Origin of the sequence: Pseudomonas sp. B21-059, from assembly GCF_026016285.1 — a bacterium.
Taxonomy (GTDB): Bacteria; Pseudomonadota; Gammaproteobacteria; order Pseudomonadales; family Pseudomonadaceae; genus Aquipseudomonas; species Aquipseudomonas danubii.
The window spans coordinates 4,869,487-4,894,027 of the sequence record NZ_CP087201.1 but is presented as its reverse complement, the minus strand read 5'-3'; the positions used below and the strand labels follow the sequence as shown (position 1 = coordinate 4,894,027).

The window sequence follows — 24,541 nt, the reverse complement described above, 5'->3', positions numbered from 1 at the left end:
AGCCAGGCGCTTAATAAATCCGACTCTGCGCCTATCGAGAAAATTCCAAACTTTTTAATGCAATGCGCTACTTGGGTTATTTCCTTTACGTCTGTCACGGGTTGCGCTGCGCTGGCGCGCCAGCGTTCACCCGGCCAGCGGTTTGCCCGGGGCATTCAGCACCCTGATGGTGCGTGGGTGGCGCAGGGGCCTTCGCTACACTGCGGCCCATCTTCCCCGGAACAACAAGGCAACTCTTATGCAAAATCGCATGATGATCACTGGCGCCGGCTCCGGCCTGGGTCGCGAAATCGCTTTGCGCTGGGCCCGCGATGGCTGGCGGCTGGCCTTGTCCGATGTCAGCGAGGCGGGCCTGCAGGAAACCCTGAAGCTGGTACGCGCCGCCGGTGGCGACGGTTTCGTGCAGCGTTGCGATGTGCGTGATTACAGCCAGTTGACCGCCTTCGCCCAGGCTTGCGAAGTGAAGTTCGGCGGCATCGACATCATCGTCAACAACGCTGGCGTGGCGTCCGGCGGGTTCTTCAGCGAGCTGTCCCTGGAGGATTGGGACTGGCAGATCGCGATCAACCTGATGGGCGTGGTCAAGGGCTGCAAGGCCTTTCTGCCGCTGCTGGAACAGAGCAAGGGCAAGATCATCAACATCGCCTCCATGGCCGCCTTGATGCAGGGCCCGGCCATGAGCAACTACAACGTGGCCAAGGCCGGAGTGGTGGCGCTGTCCGAGAGCCTGCTGGTCGAGCTGGCGCAGCAGGAAATCGGCGTGCACGTGGTCTGCCCGTCATTCTTTCAGACCAACCTGCTGGACTCCTTCCGTGGTCCGACCCCGGCGATGAAGGCCCAGGTGGGCAAATTGCTGGAAAGCTCGCCGATTACCGCCGCCCAGATTGCTGATTACATCCACACCCAGGTCAACGCCGGCCAGTTCATGATCCTGCCCCACGAGCAGGGGCGCATGGCCTGGGCCCTGAAGCAGAAAAACCCTCAGGCGCTGTACGACGAAATGACCCTGATGGCGGACAAGATGCGCGCCAAGGCCAAACAAGGGGCCCACTGAGCTTGCTCCACCGCCATGGCCTCGTTAGGGTTGCCGGCACCTGGCAATCCTGACGAGACCTTGCATGCTCAATTACCTGTGGTTCTTCCTCGCCGCGCTGTTTGAAATCGCCGGCTGCTATGCCTTCTGGATGTGGCTGCGCCAGGGCAAGAGCGCCTTGTGGGTGATTCCCGCCCTGATCAGCCTGACCCTGTTCGCCCTGTTGCTGACCAAAGTCGAAGCCACTTATGCCGGGCGCGCCTACGCCGCCTACGGTGGCATCTATATTGTTGCGTCCATTGGCTGGCTGGCGGTGGTGGAGCGGGTGCGGCCCCTGGGCTCGGACTGGCTGGGGCTGGCACTGTGTGTGATCGGGGCCAGTGTGATTCTGTTCGGCCCGCGCTTTTCCAACGGTTGAGCATCCCGGCCCAAAGGTTTGGGCCGGTCCAGGCATCAGTCGAACAGCTCTTTGGGCACGTCGTGCTTGAGCATCAACTGGCACTGTTCGCTGTCCGGATCGAAAACGATCACCGCCTGGCCCTTGCTCAGGGCCTGACGAACCCGCAGCACGCGGGTTTCCAGAGGCGTCTCATCGCCGTTGTCGGTGCCCTCGCGGGTGACGAAGTCTTCGATCAGACGGGTCAGGGTGTCGACTTCAAGTTGGTCGTGGGGAATCAGCATGGGGGCCTCCGAAAAACAATCCCGGATGCTACTGCGCCCGGGGGCGTGCCGCCAGTTGTAGCGCGCACAAACCCCGGGTCGCGGTTCAGGACTTGTTGCCCACCAAGCTGTCCACCGAGGGCACCCGAGTGTCGCTCTCCATCTGTGTGTCGTGTTCCAGCTGATGACTGAAGCGGTCCAGGGAGCCCTGGGCCGGCTGTGCATCGCTGGCGAACACCGGCGGGCTGAGGATATAGGCGCTGAGCAAGCGGCTGAGTGCCGCCAGACTGTCGATATGGGTGCGCTCGTAGCCGTGGGTGGCGTCGCAACCAAAGGCCAGCAAGGCGGTGCGGATGTCATGGCCGGCGGTGACTGCCGAGTGGGCGTCGCTGAAGTAGTAGCGGAACAGGTCGCGGCGCACCGGCAGTTCGTGCTCGGCGGCCAGACGCAGTAGGTGCCGGGACAGGTGATAGTCGTAAGGGCCGCCGGAGTCCTGCATGGCCACGCTCACCGCATGCTCGCTGGAGTGCTGGCCCGGTGCGACCGGAGCAATGTCGATGCCGACGAATTCACTGACATCCCAGGGCAGGGCCGCCGCCGCACCGCTGCCGGTTTCCTCGGTGATGGTGAACAGCGGGTGGCAGTCGATCATCAAGCTTTCACCGCTGTCGACAATGGCCTTGAGCGCCGCCAGCAAGGCGGCGACGCCGGCCTTGTCATCCAGGTGCCGGGCGCTGATGTGGCCGCTTTCGGTGAACTCCGGCAACGGGTCGAAGGCGACAAAGTCGCCCACGCCTATGCCTAAGGATTCGCAGTCGGCGCGGGTGGTGCAGTAGGCGTCCAGGCGCAGTTCGATGTGGTCCCAACTGATGGGCAACTCGTCCACCGCGGTGTTAAAGGCGTGGCCGGAGGCCATCAGCGGCAGCACGCTGCCGCGCAGTACGCCGTTGTCGGTGAACAGGCTGACCCGGCTGCCCTCGGCAAAGCGGCTGGACCAGCAGCCCACCGGGGCCAGGGTCAGGCGGCCGTTGTCCTTCACTGCACGGACGCTGGCGCCGATGGTGTCCAGGTGCGCCGAGACGGCCCGGTCAGGGCTGTTCTTCTGGCCCTTGAGGGTGGCGCGGATGGTGCCGCGTCGGGTCAGCTCGAAGGGGATGCCCAGTTCTTCCAGGCGTTCAGCGACGTAGCGCACGATGGTGTCGGTAAAGCCGGTGGGGCTGGGAATGGCGAGCATTTCCAGGAGGACTTTCTGCAGGTAGGCGAGGTCCGGTTGGGGAATCGGGCGGGTCATGGAAACTCCTGATGAAAAAAGGCCATCGATGGTTTCGATGAGGGCATGGATGGAGAGCCTGGTGGCGCCTTCGCTGGCGAGCCAGCTCCTACGAATGAGGGCAGGAGCCGGCTGGCCGGCGAAGAATCAAAGCGCCGGTTGGCTGTGGGGAAACAGCAGATCGATAAAACGCTCGGCGGTGGGCTGCGGTTCGTGGTTGGCCAACCCGGCGCGCTCGTTGGCTTCGATGAACACGTAGTCCGGCTGGTCTGCTGCCGGCACGATCAGGTCAAGGCCGACCACCGGAATGTCCAGGGCCCGGGCCGCGCGGATGGCGGCGTCGGCCAGGGTCGGATGGAGAAGGCCGGTGACGTCTTCCAGGGTGCCGCCGGTGTGCAGGTTGGCGGTACGCCGGACGAACAGCCGCTCGCCGGCCGGCAGCACGCTGTTGTAGTCGTAACCGGCGGCATGCAGGGTGCGTTGGGTTTCCGCGTCCAGGGGGATCTTGCTTTCGCCGCCGGTGGCCGCCTGGCGTCGGCGGCTGCGGGCCTCGATCAAGGCGCCAATGGAATGCCGACCGTCGCCGATGATCTCGGCGGGACGGCGGATGGCTGCGGCCACCACTTCAAAGCCGATCACCAGGATGCGCAGGTCCAGCCCTTCGTGGAAGCTTTCCAGCAACACTCGGCTGTCAAAGCGGCGGGCCTGGTCGATGGCGCACTGCACCTCTTCAATCGTGCTCAGGTCCACGGCTACGCCTTGGCCCTGTTCTCCGTCCAACGGCTTGACCACCACCCGCTGGTGCTCGTCGAGAAACTCCAGGTTGTCGTCGGCGTTGCCCGCCAATTGCTGAGCGGGCAGGTTCAGACCGGCACCCTTGAGCACCTTGTGGGTCAGGCTCTTGTCCTGGCACAGGCTCATGCTGATGGCGCTGGTCAGGTCGCTCAGGGATTCCCGGCAACGTACCCGGCGGCCGCCGTGGCTGAGGGTGAACAGCCCGGCGTCGGCGTCGTCCACTTGCACATCGATGCCGCGGCGATGGGCCTCCTCGACGATGATCCGCGCATAAGGATTGAAGTCCGCCTGGGGGCCGGGGCCGAGGAACAGCGGCTGGTTGATGCCGTTCTTGCGCTTGATGGCGAAGGTCGACAGGGTGCGAAAGCCCAGCTTGGCGTAGAGGTTCTTGGCCTGGCGGTTGTCGTGCAGCACCGACAGGTCGAGGTAGCTCAGGCCGCGGCTCATGAAGTGTTCGATCAGGTGCCGCACCAGCACTTCGCCCACACCCGGACGGCTGCAATCGGGGTCCACCGCCAGGCACCAGAGGCTGCTGCCGTGTTCCGGGTCCTGGTAGGCCTTGTGGTGGTTCAGGCCCATGACGCTACCGATCACCGCGCCGCTGTCTTCGTCCTCGGCCAGCCAGTACACCGGACCGCCCTGATGGCGCGGAGTCAGCAGCTTCGGATCAATGGGCAGCATCGCCCGGGCCTGATACAACTGATTGATGGCCTGCCAGTCCGATTCGCTCTGGGCCCGACGGATACGGAAGCCGCGAAACACCCGGGTGGCCTGGCGATAGTCGCTGAACCACAGACGCAGGGTGTCGGAAGGGTCAAGGAACAGTTGCGCCGGTTCCAGCCCGAGCACCTGTTGCGGCGCCGCCACATACAGAGCGATGTCGCGCTCGCCGGGACGCTCGTTGAGCAACTCCTCGGCGAGGCGGGTGGGGTTGGGAAAGGTATGGCCGATCAGCAGTCGGCCCCAGCCGCAATGCACGGCGATGGGTTCATTGCCGGGTTCGCTGCCGTCTTCGGCAAAGCGCGCTTGCAGACGTTCATAGGACGGCGCCTGGCCGCGCAGCAGGCGTTGGCTGTATGCCGTGGCGTGAGCTTTCATCGATCAGATTCCTTGTTCGCTGAGCCACAGGTTCAAGGCCGCCAGTTGCCACAGCTTGGAGCCGCGCAGGGGCGTCAGTTGGCCCTGGGGATCGGTCAGCAGGCGATCAAGCATGGCCGGGTTGAACAGGCCGCGATCCTGGCTCGGGTCCAGCAGCAGTTCACGCACCCAGTTCAGGGTGTCGCCCTGCAGGTGCTTGAGGCCCGGCACCGGGAAGTAGCCTTTCTTGCGGTCGATCACCTCGCTGGGGATCACCCGCCGCGCCGCTTCCTTGAGCACCTGCTTGCCGCCGTCCGGCAGCTTGAAACGCGCCGGCACCCGGGCCGACAGCTCCACCAGGCGGTAGTCGAGGAACGGCGTCCGTGCCTCCAGGCCCCAGGCCATGGTCATGTTGTCCACCCGTTTTACCGGGTCATCCACCAGCATCACTGTGCTGTCCAGGCGCAGGGCCTTATCCACAGGCGCATCGGCGCCAGGCTGGGCGAAATGCTCGCGGACGAATTCACCGGCGGCGTCGTGTGCGGTCAGCCATTGCGGCTGCACGGTGGCCGCGTAGTCGTCGTAGCTGCGGTCGAAGAAGGCCGCGCGGTAGGCGGCATACGGGTCGCTGGCGCCGTCCACTTGTGGGTACCAGTGGTAGCCGGCGAACAGTTCGTCGGCGCCTTGGCCGCTTTGCACCACCTTGCAGTGCTTGGCCACTTCTCGGGACAACAAATAGAAGGCGATGCAATCGTGGCTGACCATCGGCTCGCTCATGGCACGGAAAGCCGCGGGCAGTTGCTCGATGATTTCGTGCTCGTCGATGCGCAATTGGTGATGTCGGGTGCCGTAGTGTTTGGCAATCAGGTCCGAGTACTGGAACTCGTCGCCCCGTTCGCCGCCGGCATCCTGGAAACCGATGGAGAAGGTCGAGAGATCGTCCACCCCTACCTCCCGCAGCAGGCCTACCAGCAGGCTGGAATCGACACCGCCAGAGAGCAGCACACCGACGTCCACCGCCGCCCGTTGCCGAATGGCCACGGCATCACGGGTGCTGTCCAGTACCCGGTCGCGCCAGTCTTCCAGGGTCAGGTTGCACTCGTCGGCACGGGGGCCGTAGGGCAGGGACCACCAGGTCTGCTGTTCGCTGCGGCCGTCGGCCTCGATGCGCATCCAGGTGGCCGGTGGCAGTTTTTCGATGCCCGCCAGCAAGGTGCGCGGCGCCGGGACCACAGCGTGGAAGTTCAGGTAGTGGTTGAGCGCCACCGGGTCGAGGATCGGCTTGATATCGCCGCCCTTGAGCAAGGCCGGCAGGGCCGAGGCGAAGCGCAGCCGCTGGCCGCTGCGCGACAGGTACAAAGGCTTGACCCCGAGGCGGTCGCGGGCGATGAACAGGCGCTGGGCATCACGCTCCCAGATAGCGAAGGCGAACATGCCGTTGAGCTTGGGCAGCAGGTCGGCGCCCCAGGCGTGGTAGCCCTTGAGCAGCACTTCGGTGTCACCGCCGGAATGGAAGGCGTAGCCCTGGGCTTCCAGTTCGGCGCGCAATTCGGGGAAGTTGTAGATCGCGCCGTTGAAGGCCAGGGACAGCCCCAGCTGGTTGTCGATCATGGGCTGCGCCGAGCCGTCCGACAGGTCCATGATTTTCAGCCGCCGATGGCCGAGGGCGATCGGGCCCTGGCTGTAAAAGCCCCAGGCGTCGGGGCCACGGGGGGCCAGGTGGTGAGTGATTCGTTCAACCGCTGCCAGGTCGGCAGGTTGATGATCAAAGCGTAATTCGCCAGCTAATCCGCACATAAGTCCTTACCGGTTTTTCCGTTGGGGAGAGTCAATCCGCAGTCGCCAAAAGGGCGGCTACCTGGAAACTGACCTGTGCATAACTCGGGAGTTTTAGATCGATCGGTTATAAGCAGTTGAGCGGGGGCGGGCTGTTGGATGGAGTCGGTCGTGCTGGCTAGCGGTCATGGGCGGCGCTGAAAAATCAGCGCCGCCGCTCTGCTTCAGGCCTGGCCGCGAATCAGGCGACGCAGGGCGAAGCGATTGGGATGGCAGGCCTCGGCCACGCTCCTGGGCAGTGGCAGCGGCTCGTTTTCCAGCCAGGCGGCCAGCAGTTCGCCGGACAGCGGCGCGGTGATCAGCCCGCGAGAACCATGACCGCTGTTGATGTACAGGCCGTCGAGCCAGGGGCAGGGCAGGTCCGGCACCTGGCGCGCATCCTTGCCCAGGGCGGCGTAGGTGTCGGCGAACGCTTCCGGGTCCGCCAGAGGACCGACGATGGGCAGGTAGTCCGGGCTGGTACAGCGGAAGGCTGCGCGGCCTTGCAGGCGGTCCAGGGGCAACTGTTCGGCGTTCAGGCGTTGCAGCAGGTCGCTGGAAATTTCCCGCAGCATCGCAAGGTTACCGGCATGTTCGGCAGTGGTCGGCGTCAGGTCCTGGCTCTTGAAGTCGAAGCTGGCGCCCAGGGTGTGCTCGCCCAGTCGCGGCGGAGCGACGTAACCCTCGGCGCAGACCACGGTGGCCAGGCTCTGGCTGTGCGCGGTCTGTGGCAGGCGGGTGATCTGCCCGCGAATACGTTTGAGGGGCAATTCGGCGCTGGCCGGGAAGCGTTTGATTTCGGCGGCACCGGCAAGGATCACCACCGCCGCACTGGCCAGCATCCGTTCGCCGTCCCAGGCTTGCCATTGCTGGTCGACCCGGCGTAACTCCAGCACGTCCTGATGAGTCAGGACCCGGATCTGCGGATGCTTGGCCTGCCACTGGCACAGGGCCGGCGGGTGCACCCAGCCACCTTCGGGATAGAACAGGCCGCCGTGGTCCAGGCCGATGCCGGCCAGGGCCTGGGCCTCTGGCTGATCCAGCAGCCGCAGCAGGTCGGTGGGGAAGGCCGCGGCCAACTGCGCCTGGCGTTCGGCCTCCTTGGGATTGAACGCCAGTTGCAGCACCCCGCACGCGTCCCAGTCCTGGCCGCGTTGCAGGTGTTCCAGTTGGCGTCGGGTGTAGCCGAAGCCACTGAGGATCATCTGCGACAGTGCCGTGCCGTGGGCTGAAAGCTTGAGGTAAAGCACCCCTTGCGGATTGCCCGAGGCTTCCTGGGCCAGCTGTTCATGGCGTTCCAGTAATTGCACCTGCCAGCCGCGGGCAGCGAGGCTGGCGGCGCTGGCGCAACCGGCCAGCCCGCCGCCGATCACCAGCGCGGTTTTGGCCTGGACCGGCGGGCGGGCGAACCAAGGCTTGGCTCGGGCTGGCGGCGGCGTGTCTTCCGGCCAGCCGAGGAAGTCGCCGCGCAGCACTTCCCATTTGCGACCGATGCCCGGAGTGCGCTTCATCTTGAAGCCCGCCGCGCTCAATAGGCGACGTACCCAGCCGGTGCTGGTGAAGGTGCTGAGGGTGGAGCCCGGCGCCGCCAGGCGCGCCAGTTCGGCGAACAGTTCCGGGGTCCACATGTCGGGGTTCTTTGCCGGGGCGAAGCCGTCGAGAAACCAGGCGTCGATCTGCGCGTCCAGTTGCGGCAACTGCTCCAGGGCGTCGCCGATTAGCAGGGTCAGGGTGACCCGGCCATCGTCCAGCACGATGCGCTGGAAGCCAGCGTGCACGGCGACGTAGTGCTTGAGCAGCTGCTGGCTCAGGTCCGCCAGTTCCGGCCACAGGGCCAGGGCCCGTTGCAGGTCGGCCGGACTCAGGGGGTACTTTTCCACGCTGACGAAATGCAGCCGGGCAGTGGCCGGCGCCTGCTCCTGGAACAACTGCCAGGCGCAGAGAAAATTCAGCCCGGTGCCGAAGCCGGTTTCACCGATGACAAATTGTTCGCCTGCCTCGAGCGCGGCGAAGCGCTCCCGCAGGCGATTCTGTTCGATGAACACATGGCGGGTTTCATCCAGGCCCGAGTCGCTGGAGAAGTACACATCATCGAAGACCCGCGAGCGCGGGCGTCCTTGGTCGTCCCAGTCGAGCTGGGCGTGGGGCAGTTCAGGTGTCATGTTCGGCTCGTTTGGCGCAAGGCGGCCATTCTAGCCGATCACCGACCCTGTGCCTGATCCACGGCAAGCCGCGGCGGGTTCAGGGATTTGTTTTCCTTGGCCGAGGTCCATCCGCTAGTCTTGGACAATTCTTGGAAGGGAGCCACCCATGTTCGAATCCGCTGAAATCGGTCACGCCATCGACAAAGAAACCTACGATGCCGAGGTGCCGGCCCTGCGCGAGGCCTTGCTCGAAGCCCAGTTCGAGCTACGCCAGAAGGCCAAGTTTCCAGTGATAGTGCTGATCAATGGTGTCGAGGGCGCGGGCAAGGGCGAGACGGTCAAGCTGCTCAACGAATGGATGGACCCGCGGCTGATCGAGGTGCGCACCTTCGACCAGCAGACCGACGAGGAACTGTCCCGGCCACCGGCCTGGCGTTACTGGCGGATGCTTCCGGCCAAGGGGCGCATGGGGGTGTTTTTCGGCAACTGGTACAGCCAGATGCTCCAGGGCCGGGTGCATGGCGAGATCAAGGACCCGCGCCTGGACCAGGCAATCAATGGCGCCGAACGCCTGGAAAAGATGCTCTGCGATGAAGGCGCGCTGATCTTCAAGTTCTGGTTTCACCTGTCCAAGAAACAGATGAAGGACCGCCTCAAGTCCTTGCAGGATGACCCGTTGCACAGCTGGCGCATCAGCCCGCTGGACTGGCAGCAGTCGCAAACCTACGACAAGTTCGTCAAGTACGGCGAGCGGGTGTTGCGCCGCACCAGTCGTGACTACGCGCCCTGGCATGTGATCGAGGGCGTCGATCCGCATTACCGCAGCCTCACTGTGGGCCGGATTCTGTTGGAAGGATTGCAGAATGCCTTGAGCCGTCAGCCATTGAAGTCGACCCAGGTCAATGCCGCGCCGTTGCCGACAGCGGTGGATCAACTGAGTCTGCTGGACAGCCTGGACATGACCCAGCACCTGGACAAGGACGACTACGAGGAACAGTTGATTACCGAGCAGGCGCGTCTGGCCGGTTTGCTGCGGGACAAGCGCATGCGCAAGCATGCCCTGGTGGCAGTGTTCGAAGGCAACGACGCGGCCGGCAAGGGCGGCGCCATTCGCCGCGTCGCGGCGGCGCTCGACCCGCGCCAGTACAGCATCGTGCCGATTGCCGCGCCCACTGAAGATGAGCGGGCGCAGCCTTACCTCTGGCGTTTCTGGCGGCATATTCCGGCGCGCGGCAAGTTCACCATCTTCGACCGTTCCTGGTACGGCCGGGTGCTGGTGGAGCGGGTCGAGGGCTTCTGTCAGCCCACTGACTGGCTGCGGGCCTACAGCGAGATCAACGACTTCGAAGAGCAGTTGGCCGATGCCCGGGTGATCGTGGTGAAGTTCTGGCTGGCCATCGACAAGGACACCCAACTGGAGCGCTTCCAGGCACGGGAGGCGATTCCCTTCAAGCGCTTCAAGATCACCGAGGACGATTGGCGCAACCGCGACAAGTGGGGTGACTATCGCGCCGCTGTCGGCGACATGGTGGACCGGACCAGCACCGAAGTGGCGCCCTGGACGCTGGTGGAGGCCAACGACAAGCGCTGGGCACGGGTCAAGGTCCTGCGCACCATCAACCGGGCCCTGGAGACCGCGTTCGAGCGTTCCGACAAGCACGACAAGAAACAGAAGAAGGACAAGAAGTAGACCGATGGTCGCGCATACGCCCAGTGAATGATTGTCGCGGTGGGCGAGGAGGGGGATCTATGCTCGATGCTCTTTCCTGCCGCCAACAACAGTGAGGTGCGTCATGCGTGAAGTGGTGATCGTCGACAGCGTACGGACTGGCCTGGCCAAGTCCTTTCGCGGCAAGTTCAACCAGACCCGTCCGGATGACATGGCCGCTCACTGCGTCAATGCGCTGCTCGCTCGCAACGGCATCGACCCGGCCAGTGTCGAGGACTGCATCGTCGGCGCCGGCTCCAATGAAGGCGCCCAGGGTTTCAATATCGGTCGCAACGTTGCCGTGCTCTCGGCGCTGGGCACTGGCACCGCGGGCATGACCCTCAACCGGTTCTGCTCTTCAGGCCTACAGGCGATCGCCATCGCCGCCAACCAGATCGCCTCCGGCTGCAGCGACATCATCGTTGCCGGTGGCGTCGAGTCCATCAGCCTGACCATGAAGAGCGTCAATACCGACAACCTGATCAACCCGCTGCTCAAGGAGCAGGTGCCGGGCATCTACTTCCCCATGGGCCAGACCGCCGAAGTGGTCGCCCGGCGCTACAACGTCAGCCGCGAGGCCCAGGACCTCTACTCCCTGCAAAGCCAGCAACGTACCGCCCAGGCCCAGGCTGATGGCCTGTTCAGCGACGAGATCGTGCCGATGACGGTCAAGTACAAGGTCGAGGACAAGAACACCGGACAGGTGCAGATGGTTGACGGCGTGGTGGATCGTGACGACTGCAACCGCCCCGACACCACTCTGGAGAATCTCGCGGCGCTCAAGCCGGTGTTTGCCGAGGATGGTTCGGTCACCGCGGGCAACTCTTCGCAGCTGTCCGATGGTGCCTCGATGACCCTGGTGATGAGCCTGGAGCGGGCCCTGGCCCTGGGACTCAAGCCCAAGGCGTTCTTCCGCGGCTTTACCGTGGCCGGCTGCGAGCCTGATGAAATGGGTATCGGCCCGGTGTTCTCGGTGCCCAAGCTGCTCAAGGCCAAGGGCCTGAGGGTGGATGACATCGACCTGTGGGAACTCAATGAGGCCTTTGCGTCCCAGTGCCTGTATGCCCGCGACCGGCTGGAGATCGATAACGCCAAGTACAACGTCAATGGTGGCTCGATTGCCATTGGCCATCCGTTTGGCATGACCGGTTCCCGTCAGGTGGGGCATCTGGTGCGTGAGTTGCAGCGGCGCAAGCTGCGGTATGGCATCGTCACCATGTGCGTGGGGGGCGGCATGGGCGCCACCGGGTTGTTTGAGGCAGTCCGTTAGCTTTGTAGTGCATCACCGACCAAGCCGGCCCCTATGGGGGACGGCTTGTGCTGTTTACGACCGGCACAATCGTGTTTGCGCTTTGCTGCCAACTGTCTCTGTGTCGGCCCCTGGCCCGGGCCTAGAATGTGGACCTTGCTCGTCAGGCTTTGTGGGGTTCGCATGCATGTCTCGTCCGGTCGTTGGGTTTATGGCTTGTTCCTCGCCTTATTGACCGCGTTGTTGTGGGGCATCCTGCCCATCAAGCTCAAGCAAGTGCTGCTGGTGATGGACCCGGTGACCGTGACCTGGTTTCGCCTGCTGGTGTCCGGCGGCTGTCTGTTTTTCTATCTGGCGGCGGTGGGGCGTTTGCCGCGCTGGCGCGCGCTCGGTCCCAAGGGTGTGTGGCTGGTGCCGATTTCGGTCTTGGGGCTGGTGGGCAACTATGTGTTGTACCTGATGGGCCTGAACCTGCTGAGCCCGGGCACGGCGCAACTGGTGGTGCAGATGGGCCCGATCCTGTTGCTGATCGCCAGTGTCTTTGTGTTCAAGGAGCGCTTCAGTCTGGGGCAGGGCCTGGGACTGCTGGTGCTGTTGCTCGGTTTCGGGCTGTTCTTCAATCAGCGCCTGACCGAACTGCTGACCTCCCTGAGTGACTACACCGCCGGAGTTCTGACCATTCTCGCGGCTTCGGCGGTCTGGACTTTTTATGCCCTGGGCCAGAAGCAATTGTTGAGCGTGTGGAATTCCTTGCAGGTGATGATGGTGATCTACCTGTTCTGTGCCTTGCTTCTGACGCCTTGGGCGCATCCGCTCGAAGCCTTGGAACTGAGCCCGTTGCAGGGCTGGCTGTTGTTGGCCTGTTGCCTGAATACCCTGATCGCCTATGGCGCCTTTGCCGAAGCCCTGGCCCATTGGGAGGCGTCGCGGGTCAGTGCGACCTTGGCGATCACGCCCTTGGTGACCTTTGCCGCGGTGGCCTGGGCGGCCTGGCTCTGGCCAGAGTATGTACACGCCGAACAGATCAATGGCCTGGGTTATGGCGGGGCGCTGCTGGTGGTACTGGGGTCGGCCTTGACGGCGTTGGGGCCGTCGCTGATGGCGGGGTTGCGCGCCCGACGGCAGCGGATCGCTGCGGGGTGAGTTTCGCTGGCAAGCCAGCTCCTACAGAAGTGTGGCGGTAGGAGCTGGCTTGCCAGCGAAAAAGACGCTGCGCTAACCCTGTTTACCAGCCTCCAGCATGTTTTCCGGTCGCACCCAGGCATCGAACTGCTCATCCGTCAGGTACCCCAAGGCCAACGCCGCTTCCCTGAGGGTCAGGTTCTCGGCATAGGCCTTCTTGGCGATCTCGGCGGATTTGTCGTAGCCGATGTGGGTATTGAGCGCGGTCACCAGCATCAGGCCTCGTTCCAGGTGTGCGGCCATCTGCTGGGGATCGGGCTCCAGACCGGCGATGCAGTGCTGCTGGAAGTTGCTGCAGCCATCGGCCAGCAGGCGGATCGATTGCAGCAGGTTGTGAATGATCACCGGCTTGAATACGTTCAGTTGCAGATGGCCCTGGCTGGCGGCAAAGCCGATTGCCACGTCGTTGCCCATCACCTGGCAAGCCAGCATCGATAGGGCTTCGCATTGGGTTGGGTTGACCTTGCCGGGCATGATCGAGCTGCCCGGTTCGTTGGCCGGCAGCTTGACCTCCGCCAGTCCCGCCCGCGGGCCAGAGCCCAGCAGGCGCAGGTCGTTGGCGATTTTCATCAGGCACACGGCGAGGGTTTTCAGCGCGCCGGACAGCGTGGTCAGCGGCTCGTGGCCGGCCAGGGCGGCGAATTTGTTGGGGGCGGTGACGAAGGGCAGGCCGGAAAGGGCGGCCAGTTCGGCGGCGATGGCTTCACCAAAACCGTGGGGCGAGTTCAGTCCGGTGCCCACGGCAGTACCGCCCTGGGCCAGCTCGCACACCGCAGGCAAGGCGCTGCGGATGGCTCGTTCGGCGTATCCGAGTTGGGCGATAAAGGCAGAGATTTCCTGGCCAAAGGTGATCGGGGTGGCATCCATCATGTGGGTGCGGCCGGTTTTCACCAGCTTCATGTGCCGGGCCGACAGCTCGGCCAGGCCACCGGACAGTTCGCTGATCGCTGGCAGCAACTGGAACTGCACGGCCTGGGCTGCTGCGATGTGCATGGCGGTCGGGAAGCAGTCGTTGGAGCTTTGCGAGCGGTTGACGTGATCGTTGGGGTGTACCGGGGACTTGCCGCCGCGTGGGTTGCCCGCCAGTTCGTTGGCCCGGCCGGCCAGCACCTCATTGACGTTCATGTTGCTCTGGGTGCCGCTGCCGGTCTGCCACACCACCAGGGGAAACTGGTCGTCATGCTCGCCGGCCAGTACTTCGTCGGCGGCCTGTTCGATCAGTCGGGCAATGTCGGCGGGCAGGTCGCCATTGCGATTGTTGACTCGGGCGGCGGCTTTCTTGATCAGGGCCAGGGCATGCAGCACGGATAGAGGCATGCGCTCGTTGCCGATGGCGAAATTGACCAGCGAACGTTGGGTCTGTGCGCCCCAATAGGCTTGTTCCGGGACTTCAACCTGGCCCAGGCTGTCGGTTTCGATTCGATTCATCGTGGCATTCCTCCAAGTCTGACTGGCCAGTTTAGGCCCTGATCTGCGGCTCGGGTTCCGTGGAAGGGGTTTTCCGTCCGCCGCCCGGGCAAAACCAGGGGGCGCCAGGGGGTGGGGTTGAGGGACGCGGATTAATAGGCGCAGAATGGGCGCCCTTGGGGTTCTACCTCGCTTGCTAGATAAAGGAAACTCGATGACCCGTTTTCGTGCCATCTGTACCGCGGTTGTTCTGGTGTGTGCCAGCGGCCAGGTTCTTGCCGATACCGCCAGCCACAACGCCAGTGCCGAGGCCTTCCTGACCCTGGCCCATGCGGACAAGCTCGGTACGCCGGTGTACATGCAAGTCCAGCAAATGTTTGCCCAGCGTTTTGAGCAGACCAAAGCCCCGGAATCCAAACGCGCCCTGCTGGAAACCTACCAGGCCAAGGCCAACGCGGCCCTGGACCAGGCCATTGGCTGGAACAAGCTGAAGCCGGACATGGTCAAGCTCTACACCAGCAATTTCAGCGAGTCCGAGCTCAAGGAGCTGGTAGCGTTCTACCGGTCGCCACTGGGCAAGAAAGTCCTGGAAAAAATGCCTCAGCTGACTCAGCAATCGGCGCAGATGACCCAGGCCAAGCTGGAAAGCGCGGTACCGGTGGTGAACAAGCTGCTGGCCGACATGACCGCCGAGCTCGAGCCTAAGGCTGCTCCGGCGAAGAAGAAGTAAGCGGAGCCTGCAATGACCATGCAACAACGTATCGAAACGGCGCTCGGGGCCTTGCAGCCCGAGCACCTGCAAGTGCTGGATGAAAGCCACATGCACAGCCGTGGCCTGGAAACTCACTTCAAGGCGGTACTGGTCAGCGAGCAGTTCGCCGGCCTCAACAGCGTCAAGCGTCATCAGAAGGTCTACGCCACCCTGGGTGAGCTGATGGGCCAGTTCCATGCGTTGGCGCTGCACACTTACACACCCGAGGAATGGTCGAAGATCGGTGTGGCTCCGGCTTCGCCGACCTGCGCCGGAGGCAGTAAGCATTAATCGCGGTTTTTTTGATAGAATCCGCAACGCGCCGCTTATGCCGGCGCGTTTTTTTTTGCATCCGGTTCACCCTTTACGAGGGTAGCCACCTGGAGAGATTTCCCATGACACAACCCATTGTCGTGGCGGCACTGTACAAGTTCGTCACCCTCGAAGATTACGTCAGCCTGCGCGAGCCCCTGCTGCAGGCCATGCTCGACAACGGCATCAAGGGCACCCTGCTGATCGCCGAAGAAGGCATCAATGGCACGGTATCTGGCAGTCGTGAAGGCATCGACGGGCTGCTGGCCTGGCTGAAGAACGATCCACGCATGGTGGATATCGATCACAAAGAGTCGTATTGCGACGAGCAGCCGTTCTATCGCACCAAGGTCAAGCTCAAGAAAGAGATCGTCACCCTGGGTGTGCCCGGCGTGGACCCCAACAAGAAGGTCGGGACTTACGTCGAGCCTCAGGACTGGAACGCCCTGATCAGCGATCCCGAAGTGCTGCTGATCGACACCCGTAACGACTACGAAGTGTCCATCGGCACCTTCGAAGGCGCCATCGACCCCAAGACCACCAGCTTCCGCGAGTTTCCGGACTACATCAAAGCCCACTTCGACCCGAGCAAGCACAAGAAAGTGGCGATGTTCTGCACCGGTGGCATCCGTTGCGAGAAGGCGTCGAGCTACATGCTCAGTGAAGGCTTCGACGAGGTGTTCCACCTCAAGGGCGGGATCCTCAAGTACCTCGAAGAGGTACCGCAGCAAGAGAGCAAATGGCAGGGCGACTGTTTTGTATTCGATAACCGGGTCACTGTGCGCCACGACCTGAGCGAAGGCGACTACGATCAATGTCATGCCTGCCGTACTCCGGTGAGCGTCGAGGATCGGGCTTCCGAGCACTATGTGCCGGGCATCAGTTGCCCTCATTGCTGGGACAAGCTGAGCGAGAAGACTCGCCGCAGCGCCATCGATCGGCAGAAACAGATTGAGTTGGCCAAGGCCCGCAACCTGCCGCACCCGATTGGTTACAACTACAAGCAATCACCTTCCGAGGCTTGAGCCATGTCTGCCCGCCTGCTCTATGTGATGGACCCGATGTGTTCATGGTGCTGGGGCTTTGCGCCCGTGGCCCAGGCCCTGGCGGAGCAGGCCCAGGCCGCCGGAGTCGAGTTGCATCTGGTGGTGGGCGGCTTGCGCACCGGCAGCGGGGCGGCACTGGAGCCCAATACCCGGCGCTACATCCTTGAACACTGGCAGGCGGTGCATCAGGCCACCGGCCAACCGTTCACCTTCGAGGGTGCCTTGCCCGATGGCTTTGTCTATGACACCGAGCCGGCTTGCCGCGCCATCGTCACTGCTCGCAGCCTGGCTCCGGACTGTGCCTGGAATCTGTTGGGGTTGATCCAGCGGGCGTTCTATGTCGAAGGCCGCGATGTCACCCTGGCCAGTGTGCTGGTGGAGTTGGCGGAACAGGCCGGGGTTCCGCGGATCGAGTTCGCCGAAGCCTTCGATCGCGCCGAGCAGCATGCCGCCACGGCGGCGGATTTCACTTGGGTCCAGGACCTGGGGATCGCCGGATTTCCCACCTTGCTGGCGGAACGCAACGGCCAGTTGGCCTTGCTGACCAACGGCTATCAGCCGCTGAGCGAGTTGTCGCCGTTGCTGGGACGCTGGTTGGAGCGCGCCGCCTGTGCCTGATTCAGTCGATTCAAGCACCACCGGTAAAACCGTAGATCGTTTGAGCTGGGGGGAAATCCGTCGCCTGGCCCTGCAACATAGAAAGTCGCTGTGGATCGCCAATGGGGTGGCCGTGCTGGCGACCCTGTGCAGTGTGCCGATTCCGCTGTTGCTGCCGTTGCTGGTGGACGAGGTGCTGCTGGGCCATGGCGATGGCGCATTGCAAGTGATGAACCGCCTATTGCCCGATGGCTGGCAAACTGCGGCGGGCTATATCGGGTTGATGCTGTTGATCACCCTGATCCTGCGTTGCTCCGCCCTGGTGTTCAACGTGGTCCAGGCGCGGCTGTTTGCTGGTTTGGCCAAGGACATCGTCTATCGGATCCGTGTGCGCCTGATCGAACGGCTCAAGCGCATTTCCCTGGGGGAGTACGAAAGCCTGGGGGGAGGCACGGTCACTACGCATCTGGTCACCGACCTGGACACGGTGGACAAGTTTGTCGGTGAAACCCTGAGCCGATTCCTGGTGGCCATGCTGACCCTGGTGGGCACGGCCGGCATTCTGATGTGGATGCACTGGAAGCTGGCGCTGCTGATTCTGCTGTTCAACCCGTTGGTGATTTTTGCCACGGTGCAACTGGGCAAGCGGGTCAAGCACCTGAAGAAGCTGGAAAATGACAGCACTTCGCGTTTCACCCAGGCCCTGACCGAGACCCTGGAGGCGATCCAGGAGATCCGCGCCAGCAACCGCCAGGGCTACTTTCTTGGACGCTTGGGCCAGCGTGCCGAGGAGGTTCGGGACTACGCCGTGGCCTCGCAGTGGAAAAGCGACGCCTCGGGCCGGGCCAGTGGTTTGCTGTTCCAGTTCGGTATCGACATTTTTCGTGCGGCGGCGATGCTCACAGTGCTGTTCTCCGACCTGTCCATCGGCCAGATGCTGGCGGTGTTCAGCTACCTGTGGTTCATGATCGGCCCGGTGGAGCAGTTGCTGAACCTGCAATACGCCTATTACGCCGCCGGCGGGGCCCTGACCCGGATCAACGAGTTGCTGGCGCGGGCCGATGAGCCGCAGTACAGCGGTGGCGTGGATCCGTTCCAGGGGCGCGAAACCGTCGGTATCGAGGTCCGCGGCCTGAGCTTCGGCTACGGCGATGAGCGGGTGCTGGACAACATGAATCTGTCGATCGCGCCTGGTGAGAAGGTGGCCATTGTCGGTGCCAGTGGTGGGGGCAAGAGCACCCTGGTGCAGCTGTTGCTGGGGCTGTATACGCCGCAGACCGGGGTGATCCGCTTTGGCGGTGCCACTCAGCAGGAAATCGGCCTGGAAACGGTACGGGATCACGTCGCCGTGGTGCTGCAGCATCCTGCCTTGTTCAACGATACGATTCGCGCCAACCTGACCATGGGCCGTGAGCGCAGTGATAGCGCTTGCTGGCAGGCCCTGGAAATTGCACAGCTCGAACCCACCGTCAGGGCGCTGCCCCAGGGCCTGGACAGTGTGGTCGGGCGCTCAGGTGTGCGTCTTTCCGGTGGGCAACGCCAGCGCCTGGCTATTGCGCGGATGGTACTGGCCGAACCCAAGGTGGTGATTCTTGATGAAGCCACGTCCGCTCTGGACGCAGCCACCGAGTACAACCTGCATCAAGCCTTGACGCGTTTTCTGCGTGGGCGGACTACGCTGATCATTGCTCATCGCCTGTCGGCGGTTAAACAGGCTGACCGGGTTTTGGTGTTCGATGGCGGGCAGATCGCCGAAGATGGCGACCATCAGCAGCTGATTGCTGATGGCGGCCTTTATGCCAAGCTATACGGGCATTTGCAGCAGGTTCGATAGTCTTGAGTTTTGTCCGGGTTTCTGTGTTTAGTGCTTGAATTTCCTGGTGGAATAACCGCTTCGGCTTGAGAGAGCGGCCGTTTCCCCGTGAAGGTTCGCCCCGGACGCTGCCCAGCCTGCGTCGGAGCTATGGAAATTCGCCTAATCTGTGCTGGCTGAGTCGGGACTACTGGGTGTTCATTTGGCAGTGCGCAAGCAAGGACCCTCATGAAGCAAAAGCGGACTTTCGCAACGCCGCGGTTGTTGGGCATCGTCTGGCCCTTTATCGCCGTGGTGTTATTTCAAGCGCTGTTGGGCGGCCTCAGCCTGTATGTCCTGTCGGCAGTGCGTGGCTATGTTGCCGGTGAGAGCTTGTGGTCCAAAGGCCAGAAAGACGCCATCTACTACCTCAATCTGTACGCCGACAGCCGCGACGAAGGCACTTTCCTCAAGTACCAGAACGCCATAGCCGTACCCCAGGGCGGGCATGAGCTGCGGGTGGCCCTGGATAGCCAGCCGCCGGATCTTGAGGCGGCGCGCCTGGGGATTCTCAAGGGCGGCAATCACCCGGATGACGTTCCTAGCCTGATCTGGCTGTACCTCAACTTCCGCCATTTCAGCTATCTGGAAAAGGCCATCGATTTGTGGACCGTGGGCGACGGCTACCTGCTGCAGCTCGATACGGTAGCCCGAGAGATGCACAAGGGGATCGGCAGCAACAGTGCCAGCGAAGCCGACGTGCAACGTTGGAAGAGTCAGATCTTTGCCATCAACGATGGAGTCACGCCGGCGGCCAAGGCCTTCAGCGATGCCTTGGGGGAAGGCTCGCGGGTGATCCTGCGCCTCTTGCTGGTGACCAACCTGGCCACAGCGCTGATCCTGATTGCCCTGGCCTTGCTGCGTACCCACAAGCTGCTGGCCCAGCGGCATGCCTTTGCCGACGCGTTGCAACTGGAGAAGGAGCGTGCGCAGATCACCTTGCAGTCCATTGGTGACGGGGTGATCACCACGGATGTCGAGGGCGCTATTGCCTATATGAACCCGGCGGCGGAAGAACTGACTCGCTGGAAGGCCGAGCAAGCGGTGGGGTTGCCCCTGGCGGCCTTGTTCAATCTCTTGGACGAAAACGCCCAGGCCGACGGCTTCACTCTGATCGAACACATCCTCAGTGGCCAGCTCAGTGGCGGCAGCGAGCATTCCAAGCTGATCCAGCGCCTGGATGGCAGTACGGTGTCGGTGACCCTGGTGGGCGCGCCGATCCGCAATGCCGGGAAGGTCAGTGGCACGGTACTGGTGTTGCACGATATGACCCAGGAGCGGCAGTACATCGCCAATCTGTCCTGGCAGGCGACCCACGATGCCTTGACCGGCCTGGCCAATCGCCGGGAGTTCGAATTCCGCCTGGAGCAGGCGTTGCACGGCTTGATCCGCCAGCCCGCCAGGCATGCGCTGATGTTTCTGGACCTGGACCAGTTCAAGCTGGTCAACGACACCTGTGGCCATGCGGCTGGGGATGAGTTGCTGCGGCACATCTGCGCGTTGCTGCAGTCGGGGCTGCGCGAAGGTGACACCCTGGCGCGATTGGGCGGGGACGAGTTCGGGATTCTTCTGGAGAACTGCTCGCCGGAGGCGGCGGAGAAGATTGCCGAAGGGCTGCGTCAGACTGTGCAGAACTTGCATTTTGTCTGGAAGGGCCGGCCATTCGTGACCACCGTGAGCATTGGGCTGGTGCATATCGCCCAGACTCCCACCACGCTTGAGGCGTCGTTGCGGGCAGCGGATATGGCCTGTTACATGGCAAAGGAGAAAGGTCGCAATCGGGTGCAGGTCTATCATGCCGACGATTCAGAACTGTCCCTGCGATTTGGCGAGATGGCCTGGGTTCAGCGGCTGCACATGGCCCTCGAGGAAAACCGCTTCTGCCTCTATTCCCAGGAAATCACCGCCCTAGGTCGTACCGAGCATGATGGTGGGCACATCGAGATTCTTCTGCGCCTGCACGACGAGGCTGGCCGGATGATCCTGCCGGACAGCTTCATTCCGGCGGCGGAGCGTTACGGCCTGATGACCTCCCTGGACCGCTGGGTGGTACAGAACGTATTCAAGATCATCGCCCAGTGCATTGCCGAGGGCCGGGAAGGGCCAATGGCGATGTGTGCGATCAATCTGTCGGGTACCACCATTGGCGACGACGAGTTTCTCGACTTCCTGCGAGAGCAGTTCGTTGTCTATGGCGTACCGCCGAAGATGATCTGTTTTGAAATTACTGAAACCAGTGCAATTGCCAATTTGGGCAGTGCGATCCGTTTTATAAATGAACTCAAGGGTTTGGGCTGCCATTTTTCCCTGGATGACTTTTGTGCGGGAATGTCGTCGTTCGCTTATCTCAAACATTTGCCTGTAGACTTCCTCAAGATCGATGGAAGTTTCGTAAAGGATATGCTGGACGACCCGATTAACCGCGCCATGGTCGAGGTGATCAACCACATCGGGCATGTCATGGGTAAGCGCACGATTGCCGAGTTTGTTGAAACACCGCAGATCGAGCAGGCCCTGCTTGAGATCGGCGTGGATTATGCTCAAGGCTACATTGTTGAACGTCCGCAATTGTTCACCTGTGACAGCTTGCAGTGTCGACCCGTGCGGCCACAGCCGCTGTTGTTCAAGGCGCCCGGCACGTTCCGTTGAAACCTCTTTTGGATCCGCATATCACAATCAAAAGGAGCCCGACAGTGATCGACACATTCAACCGAACCGGCCCGCTCATGGAAGCTGCCAGCTACCCCGCCTGGACTCAGCAATTGATCCGGGACTGCAGCGAGAGCAAGCGCCGTGTGGTGGAGCATGAGCTGTATCAGCGCATGCGTGACAACAAACTCAGTGCCAAAGTCATGCGTCAGTACCTGATCGGCGGCTGGCCTGTGGTTGAACAGTTCGCCCTGTATATGGCGCAGAACCTGACCAAGACCCGTTTTGCCCGTCACCCTGGCGAAGACATGGCGCGTCGCTGGCTGATGCGCAACATTCGGGTCGAACTCAATCATGCCGATTACTGGGTGCATTGGAGTCGGGCCCATGGTGTGACCCTGGAGGATTTGCAAGCCCAGCAAGTGCCACCGGAGCTGCATGCCTTGAGTCACTGGTGCTGGCACACCAGTTCGGCGGATTCGCTGATCGTGGCGATCGCTGCAACCAATTACGCCATTGAAGGGGCGACGGGCGAATGGTCGGCCCTGGTCTGTTCCAGCGGCGTCTATGCCGCTGCGTTCCCGGAAGAAGACCGCAAGCGCGCCATGAAGTGGCTGAAGATGCATGCCCAGTACGATGATGCTCATCCCTGGGAAGCCCTGGAAATTATCGTCACGCTGGCGGGTTTGAATCCGAGCAAGGCCCTGCAAGTTGAGCTGCGCCAGGCCATCTGCAAGAGCTATGACTATATGTACCTGTTCCTGGAGCGCTGCATGCAGCAGGAAAAAACCACAGTGACTCGCGAGCGCCTAGCGCTGGCTGAAGGGTAAGTCGGGCGGGGGCTTTACGGGCAGGTCGATTGTCATGGGCAAGGGTTGCCTGAGGCAGTGGAGTTGCCCGTGATTGATATACAAGTGCGAGGCCTGCTACCTAGCCCGCCATTGCCAGCCGATTGCGTCCTTCCCGCTTGGCCACGTACAGCGCGCTATCGGCGCGGCGCAACAGGCTCTCTGCGGACTCACCCGGCAACAGGGTCGAACAGCCCAGGCTGACGGTGAGTTCGATCAGTTTGCCGTCAGCCTGGTATTCCTGGGCTTGGGCGGCATTTCTCAGCCGTTCGCCCACCATCGCCGCTGCGTCGCGCCCGGTGTTGGAGAGCAGGATCAGGAATTCTTCCCCGCCAAAGCGAAAGACCATGTCCACATTGCGCAGTTGCCCCTTGATCGAGGCGGCAACGGCCTTGAGCACTTCGTCGCCAGTGCTGTGGCCGTAGCTGTCGTTGATGCGCTTGAAGTGGTCGATGTCCAGCATTAGCAGTGACAGTGGGAGTGAGTGGCGGCGAGCCATCTCGATTTCCCGTTGCAGGGTTTGGTCCATGGCAATCCGGTTGCCGGTATCGGTCAACGGATCGCGCAGGGCGCTGCGGGTTGCGGCGCGATACAGCAAAGCATTGCGCATCGGGTACAGCAGGGTTGAGAGCAACGACTCCAGGTGACCCTGTTCGGTCTCGCTGAAGCGTTGGCTGCGGCGGAACACCAGCTCGCCCATGGACTCGCCTTCGTGGCTCAGGTTGTAGCTGATGGAGTGGTGACCGCGCTGGCCGAACTCCAGGCGCAGATCGCTGAGGGGGTGCTGGTAATGGAGGGCGTCGAGGGGGACCAGGCGTTGCACTTCGCGAAAGAACAGGCCGAGGATGCGTTGCGGCTCAAGGCTGGTTTGCAGTTGCAGTCCCAGTTGTTGGCGCAATTGTCCGAGGCTGACGGGCTGTTTGATCAGCGGTGTCTGTTGGCCAAAGCCCAGGCGTTGCAATTTGGCGCTATCGAAGTCAATTGCGTTGGTCTGGGTCGGTGTTTTCATTTGAGCTTGAGCCCCCTGAGCACTATTTACGGTGTTTCTGCCTAGGTGAGAGCGGCTCTGAGCTGCGCGTCATACTGTTCCTTCAGTCCCGTAGGACAATCGCGCATATTTTAGGCCGCTTCGCCTTTGGCTATAAAGCCCTCGGCACAAGCCGTTTCCCGCAGCGTCAATGCACCGTGGGTTGAGTGTTGTTAGAGCGAAACTCGTGCCATTCGGTTCATACGAATAAAACTTGTTTGAATTCAAATGGTTGGTGAGTGTGCGGGAGCACGACTTACCTTGGCCGACATTTGTTTGGCTTGAAACCCGTGGGGGATTGGGCTTGCCAAGGCGTCGCGACAGTATTCTGTCGCGACGAACGGAGAGGGTTACTGTGCGTTGAAAGCCTGGCCGTTGATTCCGGTGCTGTCCGGGCCCATCAGATACAGGTAGACCGGCATGATCTCTTCCGGTGTCGGGTTGTTGCTGGGGTTCTCGCCCGGATAAGCCTGGGCACGCATGCTGGTACGGGTGGCGCCCGGGTTGATGCTGTTGGCACGGACCGGCGCCACAGTGTCCAGCTCATCGGCCAGGGTTTGCATCAGACCCTCAGTGGCGAACTTGGACACGCCGTAGGCGCCCCAATAGGCCCGACCCTTGCGGCCGACGCTGCTGGAGGTGAATACCACCGAAGCATCCTGGGACAGTTTGAGCAGGGGCAGCAGGGTGCTGGTCAGCATGAACATGGCGTTGACGTTGACTTGCATCACTCGCATGAAGTTTTCCCCCGACAGCTGCTCCAGCGGCGTGCGAGGGCCAATGATCGAGGCATTGTGCAGCAGGCCGTCGAGGTGGCCGAACTCGGTCTCGATCATCGCTGCCAGTTCGTCGTACTGGTGCGGCAGGGCGGTTTCCAGGTTGAACGGAATCACTACTGGCTGGGGATGGCCAGCCGCTTCGATGGCGTCGTAGACCTCGGTCAGGTTGGCTTCGGTCTTGCCCAGCAAGAGTACAGTGGCGCCGTGGGCGGCAAAGGTCTTGGCGGCGGCGGCGCCGATGCCACGCCCGGCGCCGGTGACCAGAATGACCCGGTCCTTGAGCAGTTCAGGGCGAGCGGAATAATCAAACATAAAAGGCCTCAACAGAAATTCGATCGTC

General features: G+C 62.4%; 20 protein-coding genes. 12 read left to right on the top strand and 8 right to left on the bottom strand.

Features of this window, described 5'->3' with window-relative positions; all coding sequences use genetic code 11:
* The first annotated feature begins 238 nt into the window (after nucleotides 1-238).
* Nucleotides 239-1,054, top strand: a complete 816-nt coding sequence (locus LOY69_RS21425) for an SDR family oxidoreductase (RefSeq protein WP_016964116.1) — start codon at nucleotides 239-241, stop codon at nucleotides 1,052-1,054.
* 64 nt (nucleotides 1,055-1,118) lie between these two features.
* Nucleotides 1,119-1,451 carry a YnfA family protein gene (locus LOY69_RS21420; protein ID WP_016964115.1) on the top strand — a complete coding sequence of 111 codons (333 nt, stop codon included), beginning with the start codon at nucleotides 1,119-1,121 and terminating at the stop codon, nucleotides 1,449-1,451.
* A 35-nt stretch (nucleotides 1,452-1,486) separates the two neighbouring features.
* Here the strand turns inward: LOY69_RS21420 and LOY69_RS21415 are convergent, their stop codons facing one another.
* The 5 genes from LOY69_RS21415 to mnmC all read right to left on the bottom strand — a co-directional run bounded on the left by LOY69_RS21415 (nucleotide 1,487) and on the right by mnmC (nucleotide 8,812).
* Entirely contained in the window at nucleotides 1,487-1,714 is a 228-nt protein-coding gene (locus tag LOY69_RS21415) for a YheU family protein (protein WP_025127101.1), read from the bottom strand.
* 85 nt (nucleotides 1,715-1,799) lie between these two features.
* Nucleotides 1,800-2,984: an osmoprotectant NAGGN system M42 family peptidase gene (locus tag LOY69_RS21410; protein ID WP_102880490.1), complete on the bottom strand. Its 1,185-nt coding sequence runs from the start codon at nucleotides 2,982-2,984 to the stop codon at nucleotides 1,800-1,802.
* A gap of 126 nt (nucleotides 2,985-3,110) precedes the next feature.
* A complete protein-coding gene (gene ngg / locus LOY69_RS21405) occupies nucleotides 3,111-4,856 on the bottom strand; it encodes an N-acetylglutaminylglutamine synthetase (protein WP_265073570.1) in 1,746 nt (581 codons plus the stop codon).
* A 3-nt stretch (nucleotides 4,857-4,859) separates the two neighbouring features.
* On the bottom strand, nucleotides 4,860-6,632 hold the full coding sequence (locus LOY69_RS21400; protein WP_265073569.1) for an N-acetylglutaminylglutamine amidotransferase: 1,773 nt from the start codon (nucleotides 6,630-6,632) through the stop codon (nucleotides 4,860-4,862).
* A gap of 203 nt (nucleotides 6,633-6,835) precedes the next feature.
* Nucleotides 6,836-8,812 (bottom strand): bifunctional tRNA (5-methylaminomethyl-2-thiouridine)(34)-methyltransferase MnmD/FAD-dependent 5-carboxymethylaminomethyl-2-thiouridine(34) oxidoreductase MnmC, encoded by a 1,977-nt coding sequence (gene mnmC, locus LOY69_RS21395; protein WP_265073568.1) that lies wholly within the window; start codon nucleotides 8,810-8,812, stop codon nucleotides 6,836-6,838.
* 148 nt (nucleotides 8,813-8,960) lie between these two features.
* On the opposite strand from mnmC, the gene pap reads away from it, so the two are divergent.
* The 3 genes from pap (at nucleotide 8,961) to LOY69_RS21380 (ending at nucleotide 12,894) form a co-directional block, all read left to right on the top strand.
* Nucleotides 8,961-10,484: a polyphosphate:AMP phosphotransferase gene (gene pap, locus LOY69_RS21390; protein ID WP_102880486.1), complete on the top strand. Its 1,524-nt coding sequence runs from the start codon at nucleotides 8,961-8,963 to the stop codon at nucleotides 10,482-10,484.
* Nucleotides 10,485-10,587: 103 nt separating this feature from the next.
* A complete protein-coding gene (locus LOY69_RS21385) occupies nucleotides 10,588-11,772 on the top strand; it encodes a thiolase family protein (protein WP_102880485.1) in 1,185 nt (394 codons plus the stop codon).
* A gap of 162 nt (nucleotides 11,773-11,934) precedes the next feature.
* Nucleotides 11,935-12,894 carry a DMT family transporter gene (locus tag LOY69_RS21380; protein ID WP_102860834.1) on the top strand — a complete coding sequence of 320 codons (960 nt, stop codon included), beginning with the start codon at nucleotides 11,935-11,937 and terminating at the stop codon, nucleotides 12,892-12,894.
* Nucleotides 12,895-12,966: 72 nt separating this feature from the next.
* Here the strand turns inward: LOY69_RS21380 and LOY69_RS21375 are convergent, their stop codons facing one another.
* A complete protein-coding gene (locus LOY69_RS21375; RefSeq protein WP_265073567.1) occupies nucleotides 12,967-14,361 on the bottom strand; it encodes a class II fumarate hydratase in 1,395 nt (464 codons plus the stop codon).
* A gap of 193 nt (nucleotides 14,362-14,554) precedes the next feature.
* On the opposite strand from LOY69_RS21375, the gene LOY69_RS21370 reads away from it, so the two are divergent.
* The 7 genes from LOY69_RS21370 (at nucleotide 14,555) to LOY69_RS21340 (ending at nucleotide 22,377) form a co-directional block, all read left to right on the top strand.
* On the top strand, nucleotides 14,555-15,070 hold the full coding sequence (locus tag LOY69_RS21370; RefSeq protein ID WP_102860836.1) for a DUF2059 domain-containing protein: 516 nt from the start codon (nucleotides 14,555-14,557) through the stop codon (nucleotides 15,068-15,070).
* 12 nt (nucleotides 15,071-15,082) lie between these two features.
* A complete protein-coding gene (locus LOY69_RS21365) occupies nucleotides 15,083-15,382 on the top strand; it encodes a BolA family protein (RefSeq protein ID WP_102860837.1) in 300 nt (99 codons plus the stop codon).
* 104 nt (nucleotides 15,383-15,486) lie between these two features.
* Nucleotides 15,487-16,428 carry a rhodanese-related sulfurtransferase gene (locus LOY69_RS21360; RefSeq protein WP_102880484.1) on the top strand — a complete coding sequence of 314 codons (942 nt, stop codon included), beginning with the start codon at nucleotides 15,487-15,489 and terminating at the stop codon, nucleotides 16,426-16,428.
* A 36-nt stretch (nucleotides 16,429-16,464) separates the two neighbouring features.
* Complete coding sequence (locus LOY69_RS21355; RefSeq protein ID WP_265074917.1) at nucleotides 16,465-17,067, top strand: DsbA family protein; 603 nt, start codon at nucleotides 16,465-16,467, stop codon at nucleotides 17,065-17,067.
* Nucleotides 17,060-18,880: an ABC transporter ATP-binding protein gene (locus tag LOY69_RS21350; RefSeq protein ID WP_110594611.1), complete on the top strand. Its 1,821-nt coding sequence runs from the start codon at nucleotides 17,060-17,062 to the stop codon at nucleotides 18,878-18,880. The genes LOY69_RS21355 and LOY69_RS21350 overlap by 8 nt, the downstream gene beginning before the upstream one ends.
* Before the next feature lie 207 nt (nucleotides 18,881-19,087).
* A complete protein-coding gene (locus tag LOY69_RS21345; RefSeq protein ID WP_102860841.1) occupies nucleotides 19,088-21,547 on the top strand; it encodes an EAL domain-containing protein in 2,460 nt (819 codons plus the stop codon).
* Nucleotides 21,548-21,624: 77 nt separating this feature from the next.
* A complete protein-coding gene (locus LOY69_RS21340; protein ID WP_222933806.1) occupies nucleotides 21,625-22,377 on the top strand; it encodes a TenA family transcriptional regulator in 753 nt (250 codons plus the stop codon).
* Nucleotides 22,378-22,477: 100 nt separating this feature from the next.
* On the opposite strand, the gene LOY69_RS21335 is transcribed toward LOY69_RS21340, so the two are convergent.
* Entirely contained in the window at nucleotides 22,478-23,404 is a 927-nt protein-coding gene (locus LOY69_RS21335; protein ID WP_265073566.1) for a GGDEF domain-containing protein, read from the bottom strand.
* Nucleotides 23,405-23,772: 368 nt separating this feature from the next.
* The gene (locus tag LOY69_RS21330; RefSeq protein WP_102880480.1) at nucleotides 23,773-24,513 is read right to left on the bottom strand and encodes a YciK family oxidoreductase; all 741 of its coding nucleotides are present in this window, start codon (nucleotides 24,511-24,513) and stop codon (nucleotides 23,773-23,775) included.
* Nucleotides 24,514-24,541 lie beyond the last annotated feature (28 nt).

Bases quoted from the DNA above. Each gene is read 5' to 3' on its own strand.
- pap (WP_102880486.1), top strand. From the start codon at position 8,961: ATGTTCGAATCCGCTGAAATCGGTCACGCCATCGACAAAGAAACCTAC.
- LOY69_RS21365 (WP_102860837.1), top strand. From the start codon at position 15,083: ATGACCATGCAACAACGTATCGAAACGGCGCTCGGGGCCTTGCAGCCC.
- ngg (WP_265073570.1), bottom strand. From the start codon at position 4,856: ATGAAAGCTCACGCCACGGCATACAGCCAACGCCTGCTGCGCGGCCAG.
- LOY69_RS21330 (WP_102880480.1), bottom strand. From the start codon at position 24,513: ATGTTTGATTATTCCGCTCGCCCTGAACTGCTCAAGGACCGGGTCATT.
- LOY69_RS21420 (WP_016964115.1), top strand. From the start codon at position 1,119: ATGCTCAATTACCTGTGGTTCTTCCTCGCCGCGCTGTTTGAAATCGCC.
- LOY69_RS21345 (WP_102860841.1), top strand. From the start codon at position 19,088: ATGAAGCAAAAGCGGACTTTCGCAACGCCGCGGTTGTTGGGCATCGTC.
- LOY69_RS21410 (WP_102880490.1), bottom strand. From the start codon at position 2,984: ATGACCCGCCCGATTCCCCAACCGGACCTCGCCTACCTGCAGAAAGTC.
- LOY69_RS21335 (WP_265073566.1), bottom strand. From the start codon at position 23,404: ATGAAAACACCGACCCAGACCAACGCAATTGACTTCGATAGCGCCAAA.
- LOY69_RS21425 (WP_016964116.1), top strand. From the start codon at position 239: ATGCAAAATCGCATGATGATCACTGGCGCCGGCTCCGGCCTGGGTCGC.
- LOY69_RS21400 (WP_265073569.1), bottom strand. From the start codon at position 6,632: ATGTGCGGATTAGCTGGCGAATTACGCTTTGATCATCAACCTGCCGAC.
- LOY69_RS21380 (WP_102860834.1), top strand. From the start codon at position 11,935: ATGCATGTCTCGTCCGGTCGTTGGGTTTATGGCTTGTTCCTCGCCTTA.
- LOY69_RS21340 (WP_222933806.1), top strand. From the start codon at position 21,625: ATGGAAGCTGCCAGCTACCCCGCCTGGACTCAGCAATTGATCCGGGAC.
- LOY69_RS21415 (WP_025127101.1), bottom strand. From the start codon at position 1,714: ATGCTGATTCCCCACGACCAACTTGAAGTCGACACCCTGACCCGTCTG.
- LOY69_RS21355 (WP_265074917.1), top strand. From the start codon at position 16,465: ATGTGTTCATGGTGCTGGGGCTTTGCGCCCGTGGCCCAGGCCCTGGCG.
- mnmC (WP_265073568.1), bottom strand. From the start codon at position 8,812: ATGACACCTGAACTGCCCCACGCCCAGCTCGACTGGGACGACCAAGGA.
- LOY69_RS21370 (WP_102860836.1), top strand. From the start codon at position 14,555: ATGACCCGTTTTCGTGCCATCTGTACCGCGGTTGTTCTGGTGTGTGCC.
- LOY69_RS21385 (WP_102880485.1), top strand. From the start codon at position 10,588: ATGCGTGAAGTGGTGATCGTCGACAGCGTACGGACTGGCCTGGCCAAG.
- LOY69_RS21360 (WP_102880484.1), top strand. From the start codon at position 15,487: ATGACACAACCCATTGTCGTGGCGGCACTGTACAAGTTCGTCACCCTC.
- LOY69_RS21375 (WP_265073567.1), bottom strand. From the start codon at position 14,361: ATGAATCGAATCGAAACCGACAGCCTGGGCCAGGTTGAAGTCCCGGAA.